This is a genomic window from Kocuria sp. U4B (genome assembly GCF_054875615.1).
Window position 1 is genome coordinate 2,449,093 of sequence record NZ_CM142180.1, and the last position, 25,868, is coordinate 2,474,960.

26 protein-coding genes and 1 pseudogene are annotated in these 25,868 nt (G+C 74.8%); 15 read left to right on the plus strand and 12 right to left on the minus strand.

Translation table 11 applies throughout. The annotated features are described in order from the left end of the window. Nucleotides 1–39 precede the first annotated feature (39 nt). The 3 genes from ACYSMR_RS11655 (at nucleotide 40) to ACYSMR_RS11665 (ending at nucleotide 3,249) form a co-directional block, all read left to right on the plus strand. On the plus strand, nucleotides 40–1,401 hold the full coding sequence (locus ACYSMR_RS11655; protein ID WP_309125365.1) for a phosphoribosyltransferase: 1,362 nt from the start codon (nucleotides 40–42) through the stop codon (nucleotides 1,399–1,401). After that, nucleotides 1,398–2,735, plus strand: coding sequence for an erythromycin esterase family protein (locus ACYSMR_RS11660; RefSeq protein WP_461745390.1), 1,338 nt, complete (start codon nucleotides 1,398–1,400; stop codon nucleotides 2,733–2,735). The genes ACYSMR_RS11655 and ACYSMR_RS11660 overlap by 4 nt, the downstream gene beginning before the upstream one ends. 70 nt (nucleotides 2,736–2,805) lie before the next feature. Beyond that, a complete protein-coding gene (locus tag ACYSMR_RS11665; RefSeq protein WP_461745392.1) occupies nucleotides 2,806–3,249 on the plus strand; it encodes a universal stress protein in 444 nt (147 codons plus the stop codon). A 13-nt stretch (nucleotides 3,250–3,262) separates the two neighbouring features. Here ACYSMR_RS11665 and ACYSMR_RS11670 read toward each other — a convergent pair whose 3' ends face one another. Further along, entirely contained in the window at nucleotides 3,263–3,808 is a 546-nt protein-coding gene (locus ACYSMR_RS11670) for a hypothetical protein (RefSeq protein ID WP_309125362.1), read from the minus strand. A 294-nt stretch (nucleotides 3,809–4,102) separates the two neighbouring features. On the opposite strand from ACYSMR_RS11670, the gene ACYSMR_RS11675 reads away from it, so the two are divergent. The 3 genes from ACYSMR_RS11675 to ACYSMR_RS11685 all read left to right on the plus strand — a co-directional run bounded on the left by ACYSMR_RS11675 (nucleotide 4,103) and on the right by ACYSMR_RS11685 (nucleotide 5,547). Continuing rightward, nucleotides 4,103–4,519, plus strand: coding sequence for an Hsp20/alpha crystallin family protein (locus ACYSMR_RS11675; RefSeq protein ID WP_251333256.1), 417 nt, complete (start codon nucleotides 4,103–4,105; stop codon nucleotides 4,517–4,519). Nucleotides 4,520–4,604: 85 nt separating this feature from the next. Further along, on the plus strand, nucleotides 4,605–5,036 hold the full coding sequence (locus ACYSMR_RS11680; RefSeq protein ID WP_251333255.1) for a universal stress protein: 432 nt from the start codon (nucleotides 4,605–4,607) through the stop codon (nucleotides 5,034–5,036). Between the two features lie 82 nt (nucleotides 5,037–5,118). Beyond that, entirely contained in the window at nucleotides 5,119–5,547 is a 429-nt protein-coding gene (locus ACYSMR_RS11685) for a universal stress protein (RefSeq protein WP_461745395.1), read from the plus strand. 158 nt (nucleotides 5,548–5,705) lie between these two features. On the opposite strand, the gene ACYSMR_RS11690 is transcribed toward ACYSMR_RS11685, so the two are convergent. Both ACYSMR_RS11690 and ACYSMR_RS11695 read right to left on the minus strand, forming a co-directional pair. Beyond that, complete coding sequence (locus tag ACYSMR_RS11690; protein WP_461745397.1) at nucleotides 5,706–6,095, minus strand: hypothetical protein; 390 nt, start codon at nucleotides 6,093–6,095, stop codon at nucleotides 5,706–5,708. A 177-nt stretch (nucleotides 6,096–6,272) separates the two neighbouring features. Then, nucleotides 6,273–7,631, minus strand: a complete 1,359-nt coding sequence (locus ACYSMR_RS11695; protein WP_251333252.1) for a uracil-xanthine permease family protein — start codon at nucleotides 7,629–7,631, stop codon at nucleotides 6,273–6,275. 180 nt (nucleotides 7,632–7,811) lie between these two features. Between ACYSMR_RS11695 and ACYSMR_RS11700 the strand changes: the two genes are divergently transcribed. The 3 genes from ACYSMR_RS11700 to ACYSMR_RS11710 are packed head-to-tail and all read left to right on the plus strand — an operon-like array spanning nucleotide 7,812 to nucleotide 9,822. After that, a complete protein-coding gene (locus ACYSMR_RS11700) occupies nucleotides 7,812–8,873 on the plus strand; it encodes an iron-containing redox enzyme family protein (RefSeq protein WP_461745399.1) in 1,062 nt (353 codons plus the stop codon). After that, nucleotides 8,870–9,100 carry a CDGSH iron-sulfur domain-containing protein gene (locus tag ACYSMR_RS11705; RefSeq protein ID WP_251333250.1) on the plus strand — a complete coding sequence of 77 codons (231 nt, stop codon included), beginning with the start codon at nucleotides 8,870–8,872 and terminating at the stop codon, nucleotides 9,098–9,100. Before ACYSMR_RS11700 ends, ACYSMR_RS11705 begins: the two co-directional genes overlap by 4 nt. 47 nt (nucleotides 9,101–9,147) lie before the next feature. Continuing rightward, complete coding sequence (locus ACYSMR_RS11710; RefSeq protein WP_461745402.1) at nucleotides 9,148–9,822, plus strand: metal-dependent transcriptional regulator; 675 nt, start codon at nucleotides 9,148–9,150, stop codon at nucleotides 9,820–9,822. Nucleotides 9,823–9,828: 6 nt separating this feature from the next. Here ACYSMR_RS11710 and pgm read toward each other — a convergent pair whose 3' ends face one another. Next, the gene (gene pgm, locus ACYSMR_RS11715; RefSeq protein WP_461745404.1) at nucleotides 9,829–11,463 is read right to left on the minus strand and encodes a phosphoglucomutase (alpha-D-glucose-1,6-bisphosphate-dependent); all 1,635 of its coding nucleotides are present in this window, start codon (nucleotides 11,461–11,463) and stop codon (nucleotides 9,829–9,831) included. 279 nt (nucleotides 11,464–11,742) lie between these two features. Here pgm and ACYSMR_RS11720 point away from each other — a divergent pair, with 279 nt between their 5' ends. Beyond that, nucleotides 11,743–11,955: a hypothetical protein gene (locus ACYSMR_RS11720; RefSeq protein ID WP_309126402.1), complete on the plus strand. Its 213-nt coding sequence runs from the start codon at nucleotides 11,743–11,745 to the stop codon at nucleotides 11,953–11,955. A gap of 2 nt (nucleotides 11,956–11,957) precedes the next feature. Here the strand turns inward: ACYSMR_RS11720 and ACYSMR_RS11725 are convergent, their stop codons facing one another. Together ACYSMR_RS11725 and ACYSMR_RS11730 are read right to left on the minus strand one after the other, a co-directional pair. Then, nucleotides 11,958–12,950 (minus strand): amidase, encoded by a 993-nt coding sequence (locus ACYSMR_RS11725; protein WP_461745406.1) that lies wholly within the window; start codon nucleotides 12,948–12,950, stop codon nucleotides 11,958–11,960. Between the two features lie 79 nt (nucleotides 12,951–13,029). Continuing rightward, nucleotides 13,030–13,455, minus strand: a pseudogene (locus ACYSMR_RS11730) (amidase family protein); the annotation flags it as partial. 104 nt (nucleotides 13,456–13,559) lie between these two features. Between ACYSMR_RS11730 and ACYSMR_RS11735 the strand changes: the two are divergent. Beyond that, complete coding sequence (locus tag ACYSMR_RS11735) at nucleotides 13,560–13,964, plus strand: hypothetical protein (protein WP_461745408.1); 405 nt, start codon at nucleotides 13,560–13,562, stop codon at nucleotides 13,962–13,964. Nucleotides 13,965–14,040: 76 nt separating this feature from the next. On the opposite strand, the gene gabT is transcribed toward ACYSMR_RS11735, so the two are convergent. The 4 genes from gabT to ACYSMR_RS11755 all read right to left on the minus strand — a co-directional run bounded on the left by gabT (nucleotide 14,041) and on the right by ACYSMR_RS11755 (nucleotide 20,259). Continuing rightward, entirely contained in the window at nucleotides 14,041–15,396 is a 1,356-nt protein-coding gene (gabT, locus tag ACYSMR_RS11740; RefSeq protein ID WP_251333244.1) for a 4-aminobutyrate--2-oxoglutarate transaminase, read from the minus strand. Nucleotides 15,397–15,482: 86 nt separating this feature from the next. Then, nucleotides 15,483–17,027, minus strand: coding sequence for an NAD-dependent succinate-semialdehyde dehydrogenase (locus tag ACYSMR_RS11745; protein ID WP_461745410.1), 1,545 nt, complete (start codon nucleotides 17,025–17,027; stop codon nucleotides 15,483–15,485). Between the two features lie 206 nt (nucleotides 17,028–17,233). Then, nucleotides 17,234–18,526, minus strand: a complete 1,293-nt coding sequence (locus ACYSMR_RS11750) for a Glu/Leu/Phe/Val family dehydrogenase (RefSeq protein ID WP_309125899.1) — start codon at nucleotides 18,524–18,526, stop codon at nucleotides 17,234–17,236. A gap of 191 nt (nucleotides 18,527–18,717) precedes the next feature. Beyond that, the gene (locus ACYSMR_RS11755; protein WP_461745412.1) at nucleotides 18,718–20,259 is read right to left on the minus strand and encodes a PucR family transcriptional regulator; all 1,542 of its coding nucleotides are present in this window, start codon (nucleotides 20,257–20,259) and stop codon (nucleotides 18,718–18,720) included. Between the two features lie 158 nt (nucleotides 20,260–20,417). On the opposite strand from ACYSMR_RS11755, the gene ACYSMR_RS11760 reads away from it, so the two are divergent. Both ACYSMR_RS11760 and pheA read left to right on the plus strand, forming a co-directional pair. After that, a complete protein-coding gene (locus tag ACYSMR_RS11760) occupies nucleotides 20,418–20,753 on the plus strand; it encodes a rhodanese-like domain-containing protein (protein WP_251333240.1) in 336 nt (111 codons plus the stop codon). Then, nucleotides 20,750–21,733, plus strand: coding sequence for a prephenate dehydratase (gene pheA / locus ACYSMR_RS11765; RefSeq protein ID WP_251333239.1), 984 nt, complete (start codon nucleotides 20,750–20,752; stop codon nucleotides 21,731–21,733). Before ACYSMR_RS11760 ends, pheA begins: the two co-directional genes overlap by 4 nt. 19 nt (nucleotides 21,734–21,752) lie before the next feature. Here the strand turns inward: pheA and ACYSMR_RS11770 are convergent, their stop codons facing one another. Further along, a complete protein-coding gene (locus tag ACYSMR_RS11770; RefSeq protein WP_251333238.1) occupies nucleotides 21,753–22,694 on the minus strand; it encodes a diacylglycerol/lipid kinase family protein in 942 nt (313 codons plus the stop codon). Between the two features lie 121 nt (nucleotides 22,695–22,815). Between ACYSMR_RS11770 and serS the strand changes: the two genes are divergently transcribed. Both serS and ACYSMR_RS11780 read left to right on the plus strand, forming a co-directional pair. Further along, complete coding sequence (gene serS / locus ACYSMR_RS11775) at nucleotides 22,816–24,120, plus strand: serine--tRNA ligase (RefSeq protein ID WP_461745415.1); 1,305 nt, start codon at nucleotides 22,816–22,818, stop codon at nucleotides 24,118–24,120. Between the two features lie 84 nt (nucleotides 24,121–24,204). Then, a complete protein-coding gene (locus ACYSMR_RS11780; protein WP_309125894.1) occupies nucleotides 24,205–25,212 on the plus strand; it encodes an HAD family hydrolase in 1,008 nt (335 codons plus the stop codon). Nucleotides 25,213–25,238: 26 nt separating this feature from the next. Here ACYSMR_RS11780 and ACYSMR_RS11785 read toward each other — a convergent pair whose 3' ends face one another. After that, nucleotides 25,239–25,868: a hypothetical protein gene (locus ACYSMR_RS11785; protein ID WP_251333235.1), complete on the minus strand. Its 630-nt coding sequence runs from the start codon at nucleotides 25,866–25,868 to the stop codon at nucleotides 25,239–25,241.

Sequence of the window (25,868 nt, forward strand, 5' to 3'; positions counted from 1 at the left end):
CGGGCGCGCGGCGCGGCGCGCCGGAGGGGTGATGGGGCCATGACGATCTACGAGGACCGGGCCGACGCCGGCCGGCAGCTGGCCCGGCGGCTGCTGCCGTGGCGCGGCCAGGACGTGGTGGTGCTGGGGCTGCCGCGCGGCGGGGTGCCCGTGGCCCACGTGGTGGCGGAGGCCCTCGACGCCCCCCTGGACGTCATCGTGGTCCGCAAGCTAGGGGTGCCCGCCCAGCCCGAGCTCGCCATGGGCGCCATCGGCGAGGAGGGCGCCCGGGTGCTCGACGAGCGCACCCTGCAGTACTTCGGGGTGACGGACGCGCAGCTGGAGCGGATCGAGGAGCGCGAGCGGGCGGTGCTCGAGGCCCGCACGGCCAGGTTCCGCGAGGGCCGGGAACGGATCGACCTCACGGGCCGGACCGCCCTGATCGTCGACGACGGGATCGCCACCGGCTCCACGGCACGCGTGGCCTGCCGGATCGCCCGCCAGCTCGGCGCCGCCCGCGTGGTCCTCGCGGTGCCGGTCGCCTCCGAGGACGCCCTGGCCCGGATCGTCGAGGCCGACGAGATCGTCTGCCTCGCGACGCCGCGGTCCTTCACGGCCGTCGGCCACCACTACCGGGACTTCTCCGCGACGCAGGACGAGGACGTGGTGGCGCTGCTCGACTCCGCCCTCCGGCGGCACCAGCCGCAGCTGCCGCCTCCCGGCCATCCGTCCCCGGACCCGGTGGACACCGCGTACCCCGTCGACGCCGACGTGCGCCTCCCCGCCGACGGGACGGAGCTCGAGGCGCACCTGCACCTGCCGGCGCCGGGCGCGGGCGTGGTGGTCTTCGCCCACGGCAGCGGCAGCAGCCGGCGCAGCCCCCGCAACCAGCACGTGGCCTCCGTCCTGCAGCGGGCCGGGCTCGGCACCCTGCTGCTGGACCTGCTCACGCCGCAGGAGGAGGGGGACCGCGCCAACGTCTTCGCCGTCGAGCTGCTGGCCCGCCGCCTGGTGGCGGCCACGGAATGGCTGCGCCGGCAGCCCGGCTCGGCGGACTCGCCCGTCGGCTACTTCGGGGCCAGCACCGGCGCCGGCGCGGCCCTGTGGGCCGCGGCCGAGCCCGGGTCACCGGTCGCGGCGGTCGTCTCCCGCGGCGGGCGCCCGGACCTCGCCGGCTCGCGGCTGGGCGCGGTCCGCGCCCCGACGCTGCTGATCGTCGGGGGCGAGGACCACGAGGTGCTCGGGCTCAACCGCCGGGCGCAGGAGGCGATGCGCTGCCCGGCCCGGCTGGAGGTGGTGGCGGGGGCCACGCACCTGTTCGAGGAGCCCGGCACCCTCGACCGGGCCGCGCAGCTGGCGCGCGACTGGTTCACCGAGCACCTCTCGGCGGCCCGCGAGCGCCGCGCGGGAGCGTCCCGGTGAGCCCTCTCGGGCGCTCCGCGGCCCGGGACGCCGCCCGGGCCGCGGAGGTCCTCGCGGAGATCCGCTCCCTCGCCGCTCCCCTCGGGGGCGCGGCGGACCTCGACCGGCTCGTGGAGCACGCGGCCGGGGCGCGGTTCGTGTGCATCGGGGAGGCCTCCCACGGCACCCACGAGTACTACCGGTGGCGGGCGGTGGTCAGCCGCCGCCTGATCGAGGAGCACGGCTTCACCTGGATCGGGGTGGAGGGGGACTGGCCCGACTGCTGGCGGCTCAACCGGTGGGTGCGCGGCCAGGACGACCAGCACCTCGACGCCCGCGGCGTGCTGGCCGGCTTCGAGCGCTGGCCCACCTGGATGTGGGCCAACGAGGAGGTCGCCGAGTTCCTGGACTGGCTGCGGGAGCACAACGCGGAGCGGCCCGAGCCGGAGCGGGTCGGCCTCTACGGCCTGGACGTCTACTCGCTGTGGGACTCCCTGCGCGAGATCATCGGCTGGCTCGAGGCCAACGCCCCGGACGCCCTGCCCGCGGCCCGGCAGGCGTGGCAGTGCTTCACCCCCTACCGCGAGGACCCGCACGAGTACGCCTGGAGCACCCGGATCGTGCCGCAGAGCTGCGAGGCCGACGTCGTGGCCCTGCTCGCCGAGGTGCGACGGCGCACCCTCGACCGGGCCGGGGAGGACCCGGACGCCTTCGACGCCGCGCTCAACGCCATGGTCGCCGCCGACGCCGAGCGCTACTACCGCACCATGGTGGGCGGGGACCGGCGGTCCTGGAACGTGCGCGACACGCACATGGCCGACGTCGTGGACCTGCTCGCCGCCCACCACGGGCCCGGGTCCAAGGGCCTGGTCTGGGAGCACAACACCCACATCGGCGACGCGAGGGCCACGGACATGGTCGAGGACGGGCTGGTCAACGTCGGCCAGCTGCTGCGGGAGCGGCACGCCGCCGACGGGGTGGTGCTCGTGGGCTTCGCCTCGTACGCCGGCACGGTGATCGCCGCCGGGGCCTGGGGGGACCCGGAGGAGGTCATGGAGGTCCCCGCGGCCCGTCCCGGCTCCCACGAGGACATGCTGCACCAGGCGCTGGGGGAGCCGGCCGCGCTGGTGTTCGGCCCGGACCGGTCCGGGCCGTGGCTGTCCGGGCGCTACGGGCACCGGGCGATCGGGGTGGTCTACCACCCGTGGCGCGAGGCCGGCAACTACGTCCCCACCCGGATGGGAGGGCGCTACGACGCGCTGCTGTGGTTCCAGGACACCGCCGCGCTGCGGCCCCTGCACCACGAGCAGCCGCCGGAGGAACCGGAGTTCGAGACCGAGCCCACCGGCTTCTAGGACGGCGGCGCGCCACGGGCGGCCGCCAGGTCCCGCCGGTGAGCGCCGGCACGAGCGGAGGAGCACGACCATGAGCACATCACCGGAGCGGATCCTCGTGGGCGTCGACGGGTCCGCGTGGTCCCGCACGGCCCTGCGGGACGGGGCGCGGATCGCCACCGCCCTGGAGGCTCCCCTCGAGGCGGTGACGTGCTGGGACGTCGCCCCCGTCTATGCCGGGTACGGCACGTACGACAGCGAGTTCTTCCGCGCGCAGGCGCAGCGCGTCCTCGACGGCGCGGTGGCCGACGTCTTCGGCGACGACCCACCGGCAGGGCTGACCCGGACGCTCCTGCGCGGGCACCCCCGGGAGCAGCTGGTCGAGGCCAGCCGGGGCGCCCAGATGCTCGTGGTCGGCCGCCGCGGCACCGGCGGCTTCGGCGCCCTGCTGCTGGGCTCCGTCAGCTCCGCGTGCCTGGTGCACGCGCACTGCCCCGTGCTGGTGGTGCGCGAGGACGTGCCCGTGCGCGTGTGAGCCCCCCGGCGGCTCAGACCTCGGTCGTCTCCCGGCGCGGGGCGTCTGCGGCCGGGGGACGCGGGGGACCGCCGCGCTCCTGGAAGAAGCGCCGGTAGCCCACCAGGAGCACCACGGCCAGGCCCACCGAGACGGCGGCGAACGTCGTGGCGGTCTCCTGCGACGCGAAGCTGCGCCCGATCGCGTACAGGAGCGTGAACAGGCCGCCGAGCATGATGCCGTTGGTCAGCACCCGGTTGCGCCTCTCGACGACCAGGCTGAGCACGAGCAGCAGCACGGCACCGGCCAGGGAGGCGATGCTGACGTTGCGGTGGTAGTCGCTCTGCTCGTCCTGCCACTGCTTCATCTGCCGGTTGTACTCCCGCTCCACCTGCTGCTGCTCCTCCGTGAGCCGACCGCCCTCCGCGAGCGGCCCGCCCCCGCCGTACTCCATCTCCACGGGGTATTCCGGCATCTCGGGGCCCGGGTAGAACGTCTGGATGCCGAGGCCCACGAACAGGGCGAGCAGGGCCCCCAGGAAGAAGGTGTAGACGATCTTCATCACCTTGTTGTCATCCACGACCGAGCACCCCGTCCACGACGTCCCCGGCGCCCGGAGCCGGCGGCGACGGCGCCCCGGGGGTGCCTCGATTATCGTCCCGTCGCGACGGCGGATCCAGGACCTGAGCGGGGCCGGGCGGGCCGTGCGCGTCATGTGCCCGCCAGCTGGCCACAGGCCCTGGCACGACCGCGGCGGCGGTCTTACGCTGGATGCGCCCAGGCAGGAAGCAGTGCCGCCCCCGCCGGGCAGGACCGGCCGGCCGGACCCGGCCGCCGCGCCGGGGGAGCGGCGTGAACGGGAAGGAGCCAGGCCATGGCCGGACTGATGCGCAGGGAGGGGTTCGAGATGCTCGAGCCGTTCCGCCGACTCCTCGAGGGGGAGACGGACGTGTCGTGGCCCCGGGTGGAGGAGTACCGGGACGGGAACACGGTGGTGATCCGGGCGGAGCTGCCCGGCATCGACCCCGACAAGGACGTCGAGCTCACGGTCGCCGACGACATGCTCCACCTGCGGGCCGAGCGGCGGGAGCGGACCGAGCACAAGGACAAGGGCAGCTACCGCTCCGAGTTCCGCTACGGGTCCTTCGTCCGCACCCTGGCCCTGCCCGCGGGGTGCAGGGACGAGGACATCAGCGCGGCCTACAACGACGGCGTCCTGGAGGTCCGCGTCCCGGTCGTCGAGCAGACCGAGCCGCCCGCCACCCGCAGGATCCAGGTGACCCGCGGCTGAACCGCACCACGGGGCGTTCCGGCCGGAGCGCATCGTGACGACAGGCGGGCCGGGACGCGGCCCGCCCCGAGCAAGGGGGATCAGCATGAGCGAGGTTCCGGCGGAGGGCCGCATCATCGTGGGGGTCGACGGGTCCGAGTCGTCCAAGGAGGCCCTGCGCACGGGCGCCCGCCTCGCCCAGGCCCTGGGCGCGCCCCTCGAGGCGGTCCTGTGCTGGGAGGACCCGATCCTCTACGAGAGCTACCGCGTCGTGGAGCCGGAGGAGTTCCGCGCGAGCAGCGAGCAGCTGCTCGCGCGCACGATCACGGAGGTCTTCGGCGAGGACCGGCCCGCCGGGCTGACCACGCGCCTGCTGCGGGGCCAGGCGGCCGCCCGGCTCATCGAGGAGAGCGAGGGCGCGCAGCTGCTCGTGGTCGGGCGGCGCGGCACGGGCGGGGTGCTCGGGATGATCCTGGGCTCCGTCAGCTCGGCGCTGGTCTCCCACGCGCGGTGCTCGGTGCTCGTCGTGCGCCACTGACCGCGGCCGGACGGGGCCGCGGGCCGAGCTGCCAGCGGCGGGCCTGCCGGCCCGCCGGACGCCGCAACGAGGAGGTTCTGTCATGAGTGCACCGTCGGATCAGCGGATCCTCGTGGGGGTCGACGGCTCGGAGTCCTCGGTCGAGGCCCTCCGGCTGGGCGCGCGCCTCGCACGGGGCCTCGGCGCCCCGCTCGAGGCCCTGGCGTGCGCGGGGGACGCGACCGTGCTGGACGCCGAGCTGCTCGTCGACGACGAGGCGCTGGTCGCCGGCCACGAGCAGATCCTCGCCCGGGCGGTCGCCGAGGCGTTCGGCGACGACGTCCCCGAGGGCCTGACCACCACGGTGACGCGCGGCCGCCCGGCGGGGCGGCTGATCACCGAGAGCGAGCACGCCCAGCTGCTGGTGCTGGGCCGGCACGGCCGCTCGGGCGTGCTGGGGGCGCGGCTGGGCTCGGTGTCCAACGCGTGCGTCGCCTACGCCCACTGCCCCGTGCTCGTCGTGCGGCGCTGAAGCTGCTCCGGGCGGTGCCGGGGCACGCGTCCATGCACCCGGCCTCGGCCCGGCGCTCCCCGCTGGGGACCTCCGGGGCGGCCCGGTGCGCCATGGGCGCGCGGTGGATGCCGGTCGTGAGCCCTCCTCGCTTCGGCGGGACCTCTCCGCGGCCCGGCTCAGCCGGCGAGCCGGTTCCCGGGCAGGGGCCGCAGCGGCACGGCCGGCCGCACGCCGGCACGCCCGCGGGTCCCCGTCCACGCGGCCAGGCGGGTCACCGTGCCGTGCTCCGGCAGCTCGGCGGGCACCACGAACTCCACCGGGGGCGTGCCGCGCACGGCGTCCTCGTGCTCCGTGGACCGGCGCAGCCGGTCCACGGCGGAGTCCTCCACGTGGTGGGCGGCGGTGACGTCGACGACCACCACCATCCCGGGGACCACGGTCCGGGCGCGGCGGATCAGCGGGCACAGGGCCCGGTGGCTGACCTCCGTGAGGCACCCGGCGACGGCCAGGCGGACGTGCCTGCCGTCGAGGTCCACGTGGACGAGGACGGAGAGCTTGTGGTGCATGGTTCCCCCTGCAGCGAAAGAGCGGGCCGGCTGCTCGGCCTCCCGCACCCCACGCTAGGACCGGGGCACCGGGGCACCGGGGCACCAAGGCGGGCCCGTCCAGGCCCTCCACATGTCGCCGACCGACGGGTAACCCCCCCTCGTGGCGCCGGCGGAGGTCCACCGGACGGGGGACCGTCAGCCGAGGGGGGAGGGCAGGCGCGTGGTGTCGGGCTCGAGGGGGTCGCTGCCCACGGTCCCGCGGTGCCGGGCGAGCGAGGCCATCACGTGGTAGACCACGAGCGTGGCGGCCGTGCCGAGGGCGATGCCCGCGAACTGCAGACCGGACGCCTCCCAGGTGTAGTCCGCGATGCCGACGATCATCGCCACGGCAGCAGTGGTGAGGTTGACGGGGTTGGAGAAGTCCACCCGGTTCTGCACCCAGATCCGCACGCCGAGCATGCCGATCATCCCGTACAGCACCGTGGCCGCCCCGCCGAGCACGCCCGCGGGCACCGTGGCCACGGCCGCGCCGAACACGGGGAACACGCTGAGCAGGACGGCGACGACGGCCGCGACCCAGTAGGCCGCCGTCGAGTAGACCCGGGTGGCGGCCATCACGCCGATGTTCTCGGCGTAGGTGGTGGTGCCGGAGCCGCCCCCCGAACCGGCGATCACCGTGGCCAGCCCGTCGGCCATGATGGCCCGTCCCGCATAGGGGTCGAGGTCGTCGCCGGTCATGAGGGCCACGGACTTCACGTGCCCGATGTTCTCGGCCACCAGGACGAGGATCACGGGCACGAACAGGCCCATGAGGGACAGGTGGAACTCCGGGGCCTGGAACTGCGGCAGCCCGAAGAGGCCCTGGTTGCGCCACGCCTCATCGATCCGGGAGAAGTCGACCTCGCCGCGCAGCACCGCGGTGACGTAGCCGATGACCACGCCCAGCAGGATGGACAGCCGCCCCAGCAGCCCCCGGAACAGCACCGAGACGAGGATGATGGAGACCAGCGTGACGATCGCCGTGACGGGGGCGGCCATGAAGTTGGCCTTGGCCGAGGGCGCCAGGTTGAAGCCGATGAGGGCCACGATCGTGCCCGTGACCAGCGGCGGCATGAGCTTCTGCAGCCACGCCGTGCCCGCGAACTGCACCACCAGGCCGATGAGGAACAGCGCCGCGCCGGCCATCACGACCCCGCCGAGCGCGCCCCCCGGGCCGTACTGGTTCGTGGACGCCGAGATGGGGGCGATGAAGGCGAACGAGGACCCGAGGTAGGAGGGCACCCGCCCGGCGGTGATGAGCAGGAACAGGACCGTGCCGATGCCGGAGAAGAACAGCGTCGTGGAGGGCGGGAAGCCGGTGAGCAGCGGCACGAGGAACGTCGCGCCGAACATGGCCACCACGTGCTGGGCGCCGATCGAGACGGTGCGCGGCCAGGACAGCCGCTGCCGGGCGGTGACCACCTGGCCGGGGGCGACGGTGCGGCCGTCGCCGTGCAGGGTCCAGCCCAGTCCGAGGCGGGCGGTGTCGGTGCGTCCGGGCACGGGGGAACTCATGAGGGTCTCCTCGACGGCGGGGTGGGGCGGCCGCGGATCCGGGCCTCCCCAACTGTACTCGGTCGCTGCCCGCCGCCCTCGGCGCGCCCGGTCCTGTCGGCCCCCGGCCATATGATCAGCACGGTGACGGTAAGTAGGATGGGCTCGACCACCGCGTGCCCGGATCGGACAGGAGTCGACATGCGCCAACCACAGCCCCGCGGCCCGTTCAGCGAGGAGCTGCTCGCGGTCCTGCGCGAGGCCCCGGGCTCCGTGGAGGCGGAGCGCCGTTCCGCGGCCCTCCCGGAGGCGGCCCGCGCCGCCGTGTCCCGGGCGGACGCGGTGAGCGCGGACGAGGACGTCCAGCTCGGGCTGTTCGTCCTGCACGCCCTGCACTACCTCGGGGTCGACGGGGTCGACGACCGGTGGGAGGCCCACCCGGAGATCGCCCGGGCGCGCCAGGTCCTGGCCGGCGCCCTCGAGGCGCAGCTGCGCGCGGAGGTGCCCAGGGACGCCGTCCCGCGGACCCCGCAGGCGGTCGCGGACGCGCTGTTCGCCATGGCCGCCGACGACGACGGGCCCAGCCTCGCCCGGTTCCTCTCCGGCCGGGCCGACACCGGGCAGGCCCGGGAGTTCCTGCAGCTGAAGTCCGTCTACCAGCTCATGGAGGGCGACCCCCACACCTGGGCGATCCCGCGGCTGCGCGGGCGGGCGAAGGCCGCGCTCGTGGAGATCCAGGCCGACGAGTACGGGGGCGGCAACCCCCAGCGGGTGCACGCCACCCTGTTCGCGGCGGGGATGCGCGAGGCCGGCCTCGACGACGCCTACGGGGCCGCCGTGGACCGGGTGCCCGCCGAGTGGCTCGCCGGGGTGAACGCGGTCTCGCTCTTCGGGCTGCACCGGCGGCTGCGCGGGGCGATCGTCGGGCACCTGGCGATGTACGAGATCCAGTCCTCGGAGCCCTCCAAGTTCCTGGCCCGCGGCTTCCGCCGGCTCGGGCTGCCCGCGGTCGCCGCGTACTACGACGAGCACGTGGTGGCCGACGCCGCCCACGAGCAGATCGCGGCCCGCGACATGGCCGGCGGGCTCGTGGTGGACGACCCGGACGTCGCGGCGGACGTCTTCTTCGGGGCGCGCTGCGTCCTGCACCTCGACGCGCTCGCCGCGGGCCAGGCGCTCGCGTGCTGGGAGGCGGGGCGCTCGGCGCTGCGCCCCGCCGCGGGGGACCCGGCCCGGGCGGGTGCGGAGGAGCTGGTCTCGTGAGCGCCGAGCCGGCGGCGGAGGAGCCCGCCGAGGCGCCGGAGCCCGTGACGATCACCGTCTGCCCCGACGGGCCCCTGCTGGTGCGCGGCGCCTACGAGCTGCTGGACGGCGACGACCGGCCGCTCGACCCGGGGCGCGCCACCGTGGCGCTGTGCCGGTGCGGGGCCTCGGCCATCAAGCCCTTCTGCGACGGCTCGCACAAGCGCGCGAAGTTCCGGGCCCGCTGAGCCCGCGCCCCGGCCCCTCCCGGTCCGGGGGTGGGTAGCCTGGACGGATGCGCGCGGAGGAGCTCAGCCGGTCCGTCCAGGACTACCTGAAGACGATCTGGCTGGCCCAGGAGTGGTCGCCGGAGGCCGTCACGACCACCACCCTGGCCCAGCGGATGGGGCTGTCCCCGTCCACCGTCTCGGAGGCCGTCAAGAAGCTCACGGCCCAGGGGCTGGTGCGCCGCCCGGGCGCGGGCGAGATCGCCCTCACCGACCGCGGCCGCGAGGCGGCGGTCCAGATGGTGCGCCGGCACCGGATCCTGGAGACCTTCCTCACCGGCCGGCTCGGCTACGCCTGGGACGAGGTGCACGAGGAGGCCGAGGTGCTCGAGCACGCCGTGAGCGAGAAGTTCGTCGCCCGCCTCGACGCCCTGCTCGGGCACCCGGACCGGGACCCCCACGGCGATCCCATCCCGCGGCGGGACGGCTCGGTGGCGCCCGCCGCGGCCGTGCCCCTGGCGGACGTGCCCGCCGGGACCACGGTGACGGTGGCGCGGGTCTCCGACGCCGACCCGGCGCTGCTGCGCTGGCTGGGCGGCGCCGGGATCCGCCCCGGCGCGGAGCTCGTGCTCGGGGAGCACGGGGCCCCGGCCGGGGCGGTGGCGGTGACGATCGGCGGCGTCGTCGTCGAGGTCGGGGTGCTCGCCGCCGAGGCGGTCTGGGTGCTGTCGGCGACCGCCTGAGGCGCGTCAGGCGATGACGGCGTCCACCAGGGCCTTGGCCTCCTGCTGCACCTGCACCAGGTGCTCCTCGCCCAGGAAGGACTCCGCGTAGATCTTGTAGACGTCCTCGGTGCCGGAGGGGCGGGCCGCGAACCACGCGTTCTTCGTGGTGACCTTCAGCCCGCCGATGGCTGCGCCGTTGCCGGGGGCGTTGGTGAGCTTGGCGGTGATCTGCTCGCCCGCCAGGACGTCGGTCTCCACCTGGGCGGGGGAGAGCTTCTTCAGGGCGGCCTTCTGCTCGCGGGTCGCGGGCGCGTCGATGCGCTGGTAGACGGGCGCGCCGAACTCCTGGGTCAGCTCCGCGTAGCGCTGCGAAGGGGTCCTGCCGGTGCGGGCGGTGATCTCCGAGGCGAGCAGGGCGAGGATGATCCCGTCCTTGTCGGTGGACCACACGGACCCGTCCATCCGCAGGAAGGACGCCCCGGCGGACTCCTCGCCGCCGAAGCCGATCGAGCCGTCCAGCAGCCCGGGCACGAACCACTTGAAGCCCACGGGCACCTCCACGAGCTGGCGGCCCAGGGACGCCGCGACCCGGTCGATGATCGAGGACGAGACCAGCGTCTTGCCGATGCCCGCGTCGGGGGACCACCCGGTGCGGTGGCGGAAGAGGTAGTCGATGGCCACCGCCAGGTAGTGGTTGGGGTTCATCAGCCCGGCGTCCGGGGTGACGATGCCGTGCCGGTCGGTGTCGGCGTCGTTGCCGGTGGCGATGTCGTACTTGTCGCGGTTGCCGATGAGCGAGGCCATCGCCGAGGGGGAGGAGCAGTCCATGCGGATCTTCTCGTCCCAGTCCAGGGTCATGAACGCCCACTGCGGGTCCACCGCGGGGTTGACCACGGTCATGTTCAGCCCGAAGCGCTGGGCGATCTCGCCCCAGTAGGCCACGGACGCCGAGCCCATGGGGTCCGCGCCGATGTGCAGGCCGGAGGCCCGGACCACGTCGAGGTCGATGATCTCCGGCAGCGTCCGCACGTACTCCTCGAGGTAGTCGTAGCCGCCGGTGGTCTCCGCGGAGCGGGCCTGCTCGAGCGGGACCCGCCGGACGCCGGACAGGCCGCTCTCCAGGTACTCGTTGGCGCGCCCGGCGATCCACTCGGTGGCGTCGGTGTCCGCGGGTCCGCCGTTGGGCGGATTGTACTTGAACCCGCCGTCGGCGGGCGGGTTGTGGGAGGGGGTGATGACGATGCCGTCGGCCATGGCCTGGGCGCGGCCGGAGTTGTGGGTGAGGATCGCGTGGGACAGGGCCGGGGTGGGCACGAACCCGTCGCGGGAGTCCAGCAGGACGGTCACGCCGTTGGCGGCCAGCACCTCCAGCGCGGTGTCCTGGGCCGGTCCGGACAGGGCGTGGGTGTCCTTGCCCATGAACAGCGGCCCGGTGATCCCCTGGCCGGCGCGGTACTCCACGATGGCCTGGGTGATCGCGGCGATGTGCTGCTCGTTGAACGAGCCCTTCAGGGACGAGCCCCGGTGCCCGGACGTCCCGAACGCCACGCGCTGGCCCGGGTCCGAGGGGTCGGGCACGACGTCCGTGTAGGCGTCGAGGAGAGCGCCGAGGTCGACGAGGTCACTGGGTTGGGCGACGGTGCCCGCACGGTTGGTCATGGCCCACAGTCTTCCAGCCTCCGGCCCGTTTCGGGTAGCACGCGGCCGGACGAGCACCGCGTCCTCCGCCGACCGGGGCCGGCGCCGCCGGCCCCGCGCCCGCCGCCCCGGGAGCGACCGCCCGTGGCCGCACGCCCGGGGGTCCTCCTGCGCGCCGGGGTCCTCCTTCGTCCGGGGGGGGTGGAGGATCGGCGGCCGGTGGGCCAGGATGAGACCACCGGGCAGTCAGCACCGGGCAGTCACCGACAGAGCAGTCACCGACACCGCCAGGAGGACGGCATGAGCGAGGCCACCGAGGAGAACGGCGGGGGCAAGGGCCCGGAGGGCACCATCCCCGACAACGACCAGGGCATCGGCCTGACGGCCGACGACAACCCGTCCGGCTTCGAGCCCGAGGAGGACCCCGGGGCCGTCGAGGACGTCGAGGACACGGACAGCCCCGAGCCGGGCGACGACCCCGAGGGGGGAGACGTGGCCCTGGGCCACTCCTAGCGTCAGGGGCGGTGGACCGGCAGACCCTGGTCCTCCAACTGGGCGACGACGGCGAGCAGCTGCGCCTCCGCGCTGGGCCGGCCGATGAGCTGCACGCCCATCGGGACGGCCGGCGCGGCGGCGCCGCCCGCCCGCGTCCACAGGGTCGGGAACGTCACCGCGGGCAGGCCGGTCACGTTCACGAGGGACGTCCAGGGCGTGTACTGGCACTGGCGGCGGTAGTCCTGGTCGGCGCCTACCGGGTCCGCCAGGTCGTGGCCCTCCCAGTACCAGCCCAGCGGGCGCGGGGTCATGGCGAGCGCCGGTGTCAGGACCATGTCCCAGGCGGCGTACTGGCGCACCACGTCCTGCTCGATCCGCCGCAGGGCGGCCACCGCCCGCGCGAGCTCCACGGCGGAGCGGTCCAGGGCGCGCTCGCGGAACGCCGTGGCCAGCCCCGTCAGCCGCAGGGCACCGCCCTCCGGCAGGGGCACCGTGCCCATGGACGTGGTCCACACGTCGAAGAACGCCTGCGGGTACTCGGGCGCGTAGGCGACCTCGGCGTCGCCGACCTCGTGGCCGGCCGCGCGCAGCCGCGCGACCCCCGCCTCGAGGGCCGCCCGGGCCTCCGGCGCGACGGCGATGTCGTACGCCGACTCGAACGGTGACGCCGTGGAGACCCCGATCCGCAGGGCCCGCCCGCCCCACGGGAGCTCGCCCCGCCGGACGGCGCGCACCCCGTCGAGGAAGGAGCGCTGCGGGGCGGCGCCCACGGCCCGGTGCACCACGTTGCCGTGGGCCGGTCCCGCGGCCGGGGCGCACAGCACGTCCAGCAGCAGCGCGGCGTCCTCGGCCGTGCGCGCGATCGGGCCGTTGACCACGAGCTGCGCCGCGTCGGACTGGGCGTCCGCGGTGGGCACCCGGCCCCGGTTGGGCTTGAGCCCCACGAGCCCGCAGACGGCGGCCGGGATCCGGATCGAGCCGCCGCCGTCCGAGCCGGGGGCCAGGGGGAGCATGCCCGCCGCGACGGCCGCCGCCTGCCCCCCCGGAGGAGCCGCCCGCGCCCGTCGAGGGGTCGTGCGGGTTGCGGGCGGGCGGGGCGACGAGGTTCTCGGAGTAGCAGTTGAGGCCGAACTCCGGCACCTGCGTCTTGCCGAGCAGGACGGCGCCGGAGGCGTCGAGCACCCGCACGAGGTCGTCGTCCTCCGCCGCGGCCGGGGCGCCGGCCCCGGTGACGGCGGCCGAGCCGTAGGTCGTGGGCAGCCCGGCGACGTCGTGCAGGTCCTTGACCGCGAGCGGCACGCCGTGGAGCGGACCGCGGGGCGCCCCGGCCGGCAGGGCGTCCAGGGCGCGGGCGTGCTCCAGGGCGCGGCCGGCGGCCACGTGGACGAACGCGCCCAGTGCGGGGTTGCGCTCCTCGATGCGGGCGAGGAAGAACGCGGCGGTCTCGGTCGCGCCCAGTCCGCCCCGCGCGAGCTCGTCCCGCAGCTCCACGGCGGTGAGGTCTCCGATCTCGGTCACGGCGGCTCCTGTCCTCGCGGCGGCACCCCGTCGTCCGCCGGGTGCTGGACCCAGGCTAGTAGGGTGAGGCCCACCCGTCCCCGTGCGCCCCAGGAGGCCCCGCCGTGCCGACCACCCGTCCCGCCGCCCGGCGACCGCTGGCGGCCGCCGCCCTGCTCCTGGCGCTCAACGGCTGCTCCCTGGGCGGGAGCGCTCCGGCGCCCTCGCCGTCGTCGTCCTCGGACGCCTCGTCCGGATCGGGCTCCGCGTCCCCGGGGACCTCCGAGGCCGCGGAGCGGCGGGCGTGCGCCCGGGTGGTCGAGACCGCCCGCACGGCGCCGCAGCGGCTGGGGGAGGACCCGCTGGGGCTGCTGGAGGAGCTCACCGCCCTCGCCGACACCGCCCCCGCCGAGCTGGCCGGGCAGATCCGCGAGGTCCGGGACGCCGTCGACGGCTTCCGCCAGGGCGAGCGCCGCCTCACCGAGGTGGTCGGGGAGCTGCGGGAACTGCAGCAGCGCTGCTCGGCCTGACCCGCAGTGCGCGCAGGGGCCCGTCCGGCCCGGGCGCGTGCCGGTCGGACGGGCCCCTGCGGAGCGGGCGGAGAGCCTACCGGGCCGCGTTGCGGATGGCCCGGGCGAAGACCTGCAGGCCGTCGCGCAGCAGGTCCTCGCCGATCACGAGCGGCGGGAGCAGGCGCACGATGTTGGCGAACGTGCCGCAGGTCAGGATGACGACGCCCTGCTCCAGGCACTCCGCGGCGATGGCCTTGGCCGCGTCCGCGTTCGGCTCCTTGCCGCCCGGCTGCACGAACTCCAGCGCCATCATGCCGCCGCGGCCGCGGATCTCGCCGATGATGCCGGTCTCCTCCACCAGCGGGGACAGCTCCTCGCGGATGATCTCCTCGATCCGGCGGGCGCGGGCGATCAGGTCCCACTCCTCGATGGTCTCCAGCGCCCCCAGGGCCGCCGCGCAGGCCACGGGGTTGCCGCCGTAGGTGCCGCCGAGGCCGCCCGCGTGGACGGAGTCCATGATCTCGGCGCGGCCGACCACGCCGGACAACGGCATGCCGCCGGCGACACCCTTGGCCACGGTGATCAGGTCGGGCACGACGCCCTCGTGGTCGACGGCGAACCACTCGCCGGTGCGCGCGACGCCCGACTGGACCTCGTCGACGACGAACACGGCGCCGTTGGCGGTGCACCACTCGGACAGCGCCGGCAGGAAGCCCTCGGCCGGGACGATGAAGCCGCCCTCGCCCTGGATGGGCTCGATCACGACGGCGGCCACGTTGTCCGCGCCGACCTGCTTCTCCACCTGGAGCAGGGCGCGGCGGGCGGCCTCCTGGCCCGTCATGCCCTCGGGGTCGCGGAACGGGTAGGACATGGGCACGCGGTAGACCTCGCCGGCGAAGGGGCCGAAGCCCTGCTTGTACGGCAGGACCTTGGCGGTCATGGCGAGGGTCATGTTGGTGCGGCCGTGGTAGGCGTGGTCGAACACGACGATCGCCTGGCGCCCGGTGTGCAGGCGGGAGATCTTGACGGCGTTCTCGACGGCCTCGGAGCCGGAGTTGAACAGCGCGGCCTTCTTGGGGTGGTCGCCGGGGGTGAGCTCGGCGAGCTTCTCGGCGACCGTCACGTAGCCCTCGTAGGGGGTGACCATGAAGCAGGTGTGGGTGAAGTGCTCCACGGCCTCCTTGACCCTCGCGACGACGGCCGGGGCGGAGCCGCCCACGGTGGTCACGGCGATGCCGGAGCCGAGGTCGATCAGCTGGTTGCCGTCGACGTCGCGGATGATCCCGCCGTCGACGTCGGCGGCGTAGGCGGGCACGGAGGAGGCGACGCCGGAGGCGACGGCCGCGGAGCGGCGCTCGGACAGCTCGCGCGACCGGGGCCCGGGCAGGGTGCCCTCGACGCGGCGGACCTGCTCGATCCGGTACTGGACCTCGGACGTGGTCTGGGTCATGACGGTCAGTCCTTTCGGGAACGGGTGCGGCCGCCGCGTCCTGCGGCGACCGCACCGATGTGGAGTGTGTTCGTGCCGGGCCGGTCTCAGGCGGGGGTGCCTGCGCCGGAGGGCGGGAGGTTGCCCCAGGGGTTCTCGACGCCGATGTACTGGGTGGTGGTGTACTCGGCGAGGCCCTCGGCCCCGCCCTCGCGGCCCAGCCCGGACTGCTTGACTCCGCCGAAGGGGGCGGCGGCGTTGGAGATCACCCCGACGTTGAGGCCCATCAGGCCGAACTCGATGCGGTCGCCGATGCGCAGGCCCCTCGAGATGTTCTCGGTGAACACGTAGGAGGCCAGCCCGTACTCGGTGGCGTTCGCCAGCGCCACCGCCTCGTCCTCGGTGGAGAACGTGACGACGGGGGCGACGGGGCCGAAGATCTCCTCGCGCACCACCCGCGCGTCGTGGGGCACGTCGGTGAGCAGGGTCGGGGCGAAGAAGTAGCCCGGGCCCTCGATCCGCGCACCCCCCACGACGACCTTGGCGCCGCGCTCGACGGCGTCGTTGACGAAGGCCTCCACGGAGTCGCGGGCCTTGGCCTCCACCAGCGGCCCCACCTGCACTCCCTCGTCCACGCCATTGCCGACGGTGAGGGCTCCCATCTGCTCGGCGAGCTTGGCGACGAACTGCTCGGCGACGTCCTCGTGGACGAGCAGGCGGTTGGCCGCGGTGCAGGCCTCGCCCATGTTACGCATCTTCGCCGCCATCGCCCCGGCCACGGCCTTGTCGATGTCGGCGTCCTCGAAGACGATCAGCGGCCCGTTGCCGCCCAGCTCCATGGAGGTGCGCAGCACCTGGTCGGTGGCGGCCTTCATCAGCTGCTTGCCCACCGGGGTGGAGCCGGTGAAGGAGACCTTCCGCAGCCGCGGGTCGGCCATGATCGGCTCCGACACGTCAGCGGCCGAGGCGGAGGAGACCACGTTGAGCACCCCGGCCGGGATGCCGGCCTCGAGCATGAGCGCGGCGAAGTACTGACTGGTCAGCGGGGTGAGCCGGGCGGGTTTGAGCACCATGGTGCACCCGGCGGCCACGGCCGGGGCGACCTTGCGGGTGGCCATCGCCAGCGGGAAGTTCCACGGGGTGATCAGCAGGCACGGGCCCACCGGCTTGCGGGTGACCAGCATCCGCAGGTTCCCCTCGGGGGACTCCACGTAGCGGCCGTAGTCGCGCACGGCCTCCTCGGAGAACCAGCGCAGGAACTCCCCCCCGTACTTCACCTCCCCCAGGGCCTCCGCGAAGGGCTTGCCCATCTCCAGGGTCATCAGCAGCGCCAGGTCCTCCGCCCGCTCCACGACCAGGTCGAAGGCGGCTCGCAGGATCTCCGACCGGGACCTCGCCGAGGTCCGGGCCCACCCCTCCTGGGCGGTCGCGGCGGCGTCCATGGCCGCGGCGGCGTCGGCCCGGGTGGCCGAGGCCAGGGTCGCGATGACCTCCCCCGTCGCCGGGTTCTCCACCTCGAAGGTGCCCCCGTCACTGGCCGCCCGCCAGGCCCCGTTGATCAGCAGCCCCTTCGGCGTCCTGCCCAGGACCTCCTCGATCCTGGCCCGGTCGATCCCGCTCGTGGTGCCGGGAGCCTTGTCCGTGATGCTCATCTGTACAGCCTCTCTTGCTCGACGCTTCGACACCGGGCGCCGGTGCCTCGGGTGCGTCACAGGGATGGTCGGACGGGCGGGCGACAGCACTGGGCCCGCCCGTCCATCTTAAGGTGCCGGAGGAGGTCCTCCGTCCGGCGGATGCCAGGTCGTGGCACCAGGGTAGGGCGCGGGTGTTGCCGGGGTGTTGCCGTCCGCGCCGGTGCTCAGGGGTAGAGCCCCCGGGTGAGGTGGGCGTCGGCCACCCGCTCGACCGCGGTGACGGTGGCGGCCTCGCGCAGCGTGAGACCGCGGGCGCCGGCCGTGGCCAGCACGCCGTCCCACGCCTGGAGCATGCGGCGCTCCAGGCGGTCGTCCACCTCCTGCCGCGACCACCAGTACGCCTGGTTGGACTGCACCCACTCGAAGTAGGAGACGATCACCCCGCCGGCGTTGGCGAGGATGTCGGGCACCACCAGCACCCCGGCCTCGTCCAGGATCCGGTCGGCCTCGCCCGTGGTGGGGCCGTTGGCGCCCTCCACGACGATCCTCGCCCGCACGCGTTCGGCGTTGCCGCCGTGCAGGACGCCCTCGACGGCGGCGGGCACCAGCAGGTCCACGGCGAGCTCCAGCAGCGCCGGCGGGTCCAGGACCTCGCCGCCGCCGAAGCCGACGACGCTGCCGGTGGCCGCCACGTGGGCCTGCAGGGCGGGCACGTCGAGTCCGCCCGCGGCGTGGACGGCGCCGTACTGGTCGCTCACGGCCACGACGGTCACCCCGGCCTCGGCCAGGAACTGTGCTGCCCCGGCGCCGACCTTGCCGAAGCCCTGCACCGCCGCGGTCGCGCCGGCCACCGGGATCCCGCGGTGGGCCAGGGCGGCCAGGGCGACGTGCACGACGCCGGCCGAGGTGGCCGAGGCCCGGCCCAGGGACCCGCCCAGGGACACGGGCTTGCCGGTGACCACTCCGGGCACGGTGTAGCCGGAGGAGACCGAGTAGGTGTCCATCATCCAGGCCATGGTCCGCTCGTCGGTGCCGATGTCCGGGGCGGGGATGTCGCGCTCCGGCCCGATGATCGGCAGGATCTCGGAGGTGTAGCGGCGGGTCACCCGCTCCAGCTCGGCCTGGGAGTAGTTCCGGGGGTCGATGCGGACCCCGCCCTTGGCCCCGCCGTAGGGGACGTCGAGCAGGGCGCACTTCCAGGTCATCCACATCGCCAGGGCGCGCACCTCGTCCAGGTCCACGTTGGGCGCGAAGCGCAGGCCCCCCTTGGCCGGGCCGCGGGAGAAGTTGTGCTGGACCCGGTGGCCGGTGAGGATCTCCACCGACCCGTCGTCGCGGCGCAGCGGCACGGAGACGGTCATCTCCCGGCGCGGGCGGGCGAGCAGCTCGTGCAGGCCCGGCTCGTAGCCCAGGGTGGCCACGGCCGCGGCCAGCTGCGCCTGGGCGTCCCCGAGCGGTCCGCCGGGGCTCAGGCTCCCGTCCACGACCTCCGGGAAGGGAAGAACGTTCGGCGTCATCGGCTGTCCTTTGCTGGGCGTGCGGGAAGGGAACGGCGTCGACGGCGCGGCGGTGCACCGCCGGGACGGGCGGGACCCGCAGCGGGGACCGCCGACCTGCGCCGACACGCTGAGACTAGCGTCACAGCCGTTCAGCATGTGTGACAAAATACGCCTGGTGATTGTGCATGATGGACAGTGGCGGAGGACGCTCAGGTCCCGGCCAGCTGGAGCGCGATCCACAGCTCGGCGCGCACCTGGGGGTCCTCCAGCGACCGGCCCAGGGCCTGCTCGATCGATTGCAGCCGCTGCAGCAGGGTGTTGCGGTGGATCCCGAGCTCCGCGGCGGTCTGCCGCCGGTTGCCGTTGTGGGTGAGGAACGTGCGCAGGACGGGCAGCAGCCGCTCGCCGCCGTCCTCGCGCTCCCGGACGGGCCGGAGCAGCTCCTGGGCGTAGATCCGGCCCGTCCCGGGCGGGAGGAGCCCCGCGATGCCGCCCGCCACGGCGTCCTCCCACGCGCCGATGCGGTGCCGGGCCGAGGTGCGCTCGAGCGCCTCGAGGGCCTCGCGGGCGCTGGTGCGCGCGTCGTGGACGTCCGCCGCGCCGCCGATGCCGGCACGCAGGCCCGACAGCTCGACGACGCCGCGCAGCTCGGCCAGCTGGTCGGGCAGGTCCTCCAGGAGCACGGCGGCGCTCTCCTCGCCCGAGGCCTCCGCCGTCGGCGTGCCGACCAGCACCGGGCGGGAGGTCCGGTCGACGTACGCCTCGATCCGGCGGATCCCCTCCTGGAGCTGGTCGGCGCCGCCGCGCAGCCGCACGACCCGCACGCGGCGCGCCGTGGCCGACCAGCTCCCGGTCCCGGCGACGGCCAGCAGCGCGTCCGCGGAGCGCACGTCCCCGCTCAGCAGCAGGGAGAGGGCGCCCGCCCGGATCCTGCGCCGGAACAGGGCCTGCTCCACGGCTCTCTCCGCGTGCAGGGAGAGCAGGGCCACCGCGGTGGTGATGACCGCGACCTCGAGCCGCTCGAAGGCGCGGGGCAGGACGACGACCAGGTAGCTCTGCGGGGTGCCCTGGACCCCGAGGGGGTGGATGGCGATGCTCCCGCGCGGCCCGGACTCGCTCAGCGAGCCGCGCAGCCGGGCGGAGCGCAGGCGGCCGACGAGCTCGCCCAGCGTCCGGTCCGAGGGCAGGACGGCAACGGGGGGACCGGACTGGCGCACGACCTCGGCGTCCGCGGTGCACACGGCCACCCAGCTGCCCTCCAGCTGGGAGGCCAGGGAGCGCAGGACCAGCGCCGGGCCGTCGGCGCCCACGGCGGCCCTCGTGAGCGCCCGCTGCATGGACAGCATCGCCTCCAGGTCCGTCCGCTCCTGGGCGGCCCGCATGTCGGCCACCGCCCGGATGATCCCGAGGAACGGCGTGCGCTCGGGCACGCGGAACAGCGTCAGCCCCGCCTCGCGGCAGGCCTGCGCGAGGGGATCGGGCACGCCGGTGTACGACAGGTGCTCCCCGACCCCCATCCCGAGGGCCACCACGCCCCTGCCGGCCAGCCGCCGCGCGTAGTCGGGCCAGGAGCGCCGCCGGACGGCGCTGTCGATGCCCGTGAACAGGACGATCTCCCCGCCCTCGAGGTAGGGCGTGGGATCCGCCAGCTCGCTCGTGGCGACCCAGCTCACCGCGGCGCCGGTGTCCCCCTCGACCACCGCCTCCAGGCCCAGGCCGGGCAGCCCGAGCACGTGCGCGACCGTGATCATGGGGCCTCCTCCCGTCGCGCTCGCGGACCGGGGACAGCTTAGTCCCCGGCCGGGTCCCCGCCGGGGCGCCGGCGGCTCCGCCCGGGTGGGGATCCTGTGCCCGCCCGGGAACTAGGCTGGTGCCCGGACAACCCGTTCCCCACGAGAGGACCCCGACCATGGACAACGTCGACAACCTCCCCAGCGCCTCGGTCGAGGAGATCCCCGAGGGCGCGCGCGTCCTGGACGTGCGCGAGGACTTCGAGTGGGAGGCCGGGCACATCGCCGGCGCCCAGCACATCCCGCTCGGCCTGCTCCCCGAGCGCTACGGCGAGGTCGCCGTGGACGAGGACGTGTACGTGATCTGCCGCTCCGGCGGGCGCTCCCTCAAGGCCACGGCCTACCTGCAGCAGTACGGCTTCGACCCGATCAACGTGCTGGGCGGGATGGGCGCGTGGGCCGACGCCGGCAAGCCGATGGTCTCCGAGACCGGCGAGACGCCGACCGTCCGGTGAGGTACGCCTACCTGGGCCCCGCCGGCACCTTCACCGAGGCCGCGCTGCTGGGCGTGGAGGGCGCGCGCGAGGCCGAGCGCGTCCCCGTGTCCTCCGTGCCCGTCGCGCTGGCCGCCGTCCGGTCGGGGGAGGTGGACGCCGCCATGGTGCCCATCGAGAACTCCGTCGAGGGCGGGGTGACGGTCACCCTCGACGCCGTGGCGACGGGCACGGAGTTGCGCATCGTGCGGGAGGCCCTCGTGCCCGTCCGGTTCGTCCTCGTGGCGCCGCCGGGGACGGCCCTGTCCGACGTGCGGACCGTCTCCACCCACTCCCACGCCTGGGCGCAGGTGCGGGGCTGGATGGAGGCGCACCTGCCCGGCGCCGGCTACGTCCCCGCGTCCTCCACGGCCGCCGCCGCGCTGGCGCTGCTGCCGGGACGGGCCGGGGAGGCGCCGGGCTTCGACGCCGCCGTCTGCTCGCCCGTGGTCGTCCAGCAGCACCCCGAGCTGGAGGTGCTCGCGCAGGACATCGGCGACAACCGCGGCGCCGTGACCCGGTTCGTCCTCGTCGCGCCGCCGGACGCGCCCCTGCCCCCGCGCACGGGGGCCGACCGCACGACGCTCGTCATCCCCCTGTGGGAGGACCGGGCCGGTGCGCTGATGGAGATCCTCGAGCAGTTCGCCACGCGCGGGGTCAACCTCTCGCGGATCGAGTCCCGGCCCACGGGCAACTACCTCGGCGAGTACTTCTTCAGCGTGGACGTCGACGGGCACATCCACGACGCCCGGGTGGCCGACGCCCTGGTGGGCCTGCGCCGGGTCTGCCCGAGCACCCGGTTCCTCGGCTCCTACCCGCGCGCGGACCGGAAGCCGGCGGCCGTCGCCGACCACCACTCGGACGGGGCCTTCCGCGACGCCCAGGCGTGGGTGGCGGGGCTGCAGGGCCTCGGCCCCCGGGGCGCGCGGCCCGTGGGGGAGGCCCCGCCGGGCACGGCGTGACGGACGGGCGCGGCCGGCCTCAGTCGGCCTGCGACGGCGGGACCCGCACGGAGAGCACGCCCGGGCGGATCTCCGACTCGAACGCGCGGATCACCCCGGTGCCGTCCCCGTCGACCTGGGACTCGATGGGCTCGTGGAACTCCACGCGCACCTTCCGGCCGGTGAAGAACTCGATCACCGGCAGGTCCCGGCGCTGCCGGAAGACGACCTTCGCGGCCATCAGCGCCCACTCCAGCGTGCTGCGCGGGGACATCACCACGACGTCGAGGACGCCGTCGTTGATCTTCGCCTGGGGGACCAGGATCATGCCCGCGGTGAGGATGCCGCAGTTGGCGGCCATGATGGAGCGGACCCGGCGGCTCTGCCACTCGCCGTCGTCGATCCGGAACCGCGCCCAGCGGGGAGGGGCGAACAGGTGCCGCACGCCCGCCTCCCCGTAGGCGGCCCAGCCGACGAGCTTCTTCAGCTCGTCCTTGGTGTCGGTCATGATCTGGGCGTCGAAGCCCGCCCCGCCCATGACGCAGAAGCCGTGGTCCTGCACCTGCCCGTCCTCGAGCTCCACGCGGAAGCTGGCCATGTCGATCGCCCGCTCGTCGCCGAACAGGGCGATGTCCACGTTGCGGTGCGGGTCGCCGAGATCTGCGCCCAGGTTGCGGGCCAGGAGGTTGCCCGTCCCCAGCGGCAGCAGCCCCAGCGGGACGTCGTGGCCCATGAGCACCTCCGCCACGGACCGGACGGTGCCGTCCCCGCCGGCGGCCAGGACGAGGTCGAAGCCCTGCTCGAGGGCCCGCTCCGTCATGGAGAAGCCCGGGTCGTCCTCCGCGGTCTCGAAGAACACGGGGTCCGGGAACCCGCCCTTGCGGCACGCGATGACGATGGCGTCCCGCGCGACGTCGGCGTCGGCCTTGATGGGGTTGATCACGACGGCGACCCGCTGGGGAGCGGGAGGGTGTGCGGTCACGGAGGAGCTCCTCGGGGTCGGGGACGGGTCCGGGCGCGGCGCACGTGCCGCGGCGCCGCGGGCATCCGCAGTGCTCACAGCCTAACCCGGTCCCCGCGCCCGTCTTGGGTACGCTGTTCGGGTGATCGACATCAACCAGCTCCGCGAGAACCCCGACGTCTTCCGCGCCTCCCAGCGCGCCCGGGGGGCCGACGTCTCCCTGATCGACCGGATCCTGGAGGCGGACGTCGAGCGCCGCACCCTGATCACCGAGCACGAGGCCCTGCGCGCCGAGCAGAACGCGTTCGGCAAGAAGGTCGCCCGCGCTCAGGGCGACGAGAAGACGGCCCTGCTCGCCGAGGTCAAGGACCTCGCCGCGCGCGTCAAGGGGGCCCAGGCGGCCGCCGAGGCCGCCCGGGCGCGGCAGGACGAGCTCGTCGCCGTCGTCGAGAACCTCGTCCTGGAAGGGGTGCCCGCCGGGGGCGAGGACGACTACACGGTGCTGCGCACGGTGGGCGAGCCCCGTGACTTCGCCGCGGAGGGCTTCGAGCCCCGCGACCACCTCGAGATCGGGGAGCTCGTGGACGGCATCGACATGGAGCGCGGGGCCAAGGTCTCCGGCGCCCGGTTCTACTTCCTCAAGCGGGACGTCGCCCGCCTCGAGACCGCGCTGCTGCTCATGGGCCAGGACCTGGCCCTGGACAACGGCTTCGTCCCCGTGACCACCCCCAGCCTGGTGCGCCCCGAGATCATGAGCGGCACCGGCTTCGACGTCGCCCACTCGGACGAGATCTACCACGTCGGCAAGGACGACCTGTACCTGGTGGGCACCTCGGAGGTGCCCCTGGCCGGCTACCACGCCGACGAGATCCTCGACCTCTCCGCGGGCCCGCTGCGCTACGCCGGGTGGTCCTCGTGCTACCGGCGCGAGGCCGGCTCCGGGGGCAAGGACACCCGCGGCATCATCCGCGTGCACCAGTTCAACAAGCTCGAGATGTTCGTCTACTGCGCGCAGGAGCAGGCCGAGGCCGAGCACGCCCGGATGCTCGCCTGGGAGGAGGAGATGCTCGCCCGGTGCGAGCTGGCCTACCGCGTCATCGACACCGCGGCCGGCGACCTCGGCGCCTCGGCCGCCCGCAAGTTCGACTGCGAGGCCTGGGTGCCCACGCAGGGCCGCTACCGCGAGCTGAGCTCGACCTCCAACTGCACCACGTACCAGGCCCGCCGGCTCAACGTCCGCGAGCGCACGGCCGACACCACCGGCCCCGACGGCAAGGTGCGCAAGGGCGGGACCCGGGCCGTGGCCACGCTCAACGGGACCCTCGCGACCACCCGGTGGCTGGTGGCCATCCTCGAGACGCACCAGCGGCCGGACGGTTCCGTGCGCGTGCCCGAGGCGCTGCGGCCGTACCTGCGGGGCCAGGAGACCATCCCGGTGCTGCGCTGAGCCGTCCCCACTTGTGGTGCACTGTTCGACGCGAATTCATCTCTTGCCGAAATCATGGTCATCCTGTCGGACTGATGTGGCACCATGACCCGCATGACAAAAGAGAAGATCGCTGGCACCGAGGACCAGCACGAACTCGTCGGCATCAATTCCACCGTCCCGCTGAAGGTCGAGCACTCGGAGGACCTCACGGACACGGCCGGTGGCACCACCGCTCCCGCCCGCCAGCGCTCCGCCGCTGACGTCCGGATCCCGCTGAAGGTCCACCCGCCGCGCTCGAACGGGTGGAAGAAGGAAGCGGGCGTCCAGTACCTCGTGGCCCTCGACGTCGACGGCACCCTCGTGGACCACGACGGCCACATGTCCCCGGCGGTGCGCGAGGCCGCGCAGGCCGTGCTCGCCGCGGGCCACCACGTGGTCATCTCGACCGGGCGCTCCAAGGGCGCCACCCTGCCCGTGATCGAGCTCATCGGCCAGGAGCGCGGCTACGCCGTCTGCTCCAACGGCGGGATGACCCTGGAGCTCGACCCCGGCCTGCCCGACTACCACCGCGTGCTGGAGTGCGTGTCCTTCGACCCGAGCCAGGCCCTGGTGGCGCTGGAGGAGCGGCTGCCCACCGCGAAGTTCGCCCTCGAGACCGCGGACGGCTCGTTCTACTCCACCGAGCGCTTCCAGGACCCCTCCTTCGGGATCGAGGCCGTCGGCGTGGACCTCCACCAGCTGGCCGGCATGGACGCCGTGCGCATGGTCGTCTACAGCACGGAGCACACCCCGGAGGAGTTCGCCGAGGCCATCGACGAGGCCGGCCTGCACGGCGTGACCTACTCCGTGGGCTGGAGCGCCTGGCTGGACATCGCGGCCAGCGGCGTCACCAAGGCCAGCGCCCTGGAGCAGGTCCGCCGCCGGCTCGGCGTGGACCCCTCCCACACCGTCGCGGTCGGCGACGGGCGCAACGACATCGAGATGCTCGACTGGGCCGCCCGGGGCGTGGCCATGGGCCAGTCCCCGGACGAGGTCGCGGCCGCCTGCCACGAGGTCACGCACAGCGTGTACGAGGACGGCGTCGCCGCGGTCCTGCGCTCCCTGCTCTGAGCGGCGCCCGGCACCGAGCGCCGGGCCTACGCGCGGACGGGGCCCGTGCCCGGCTCCCCGGGCTCGCACAGGCCCAGCAGCCGCGCCGCCGCGGGGCGGGCGTCCCACTCGTCCTGCCACAAGGAGCGGGCGACCGCCTTGGACACGGCCTGCGGGGTGATGCCGAGCTCCGCGGCCACGACCTTCTGCTGCCCCCGTGCCCCGGGGACCAGCAGGTCGACGACGCGCCACTCCGCCTCGCTGCGCTCCAGCACGATCCGCCCGAGCAGCCGCAGGACGGCCTGCGCCTGGGCGGCGGCCGGCGCGTCGGCGGCCGCGACGCACACCGGCACCCGGGCCGTGCCGAGCGCCGCACCGGCCGCCGCCCGCCCGTGCACCGTGCCGGGGCCCTCGGCGCGCAGCCCCGCGCGCCCCTCCTCGTCCACGGCCGTCTGCAGGTGGACCGGGCCCACGCCGATCCCCACGCTCCACGCCCCGCCCCGCAGCCCCGCCAGCGCCGCCTCGACGGCCGCCGCGGGGCCGCCGGTGATGCCCTGCACCGTGTGCTCCCGGGCGCGCTGGAACGGCACCACGGCGTCCAGGGACGCGAGCCGGCGCACCAGGGCCGCCGGGTCGCCGCCCCCGCGGCGGCGCTGGTCGAGGGTCACGACGTACAC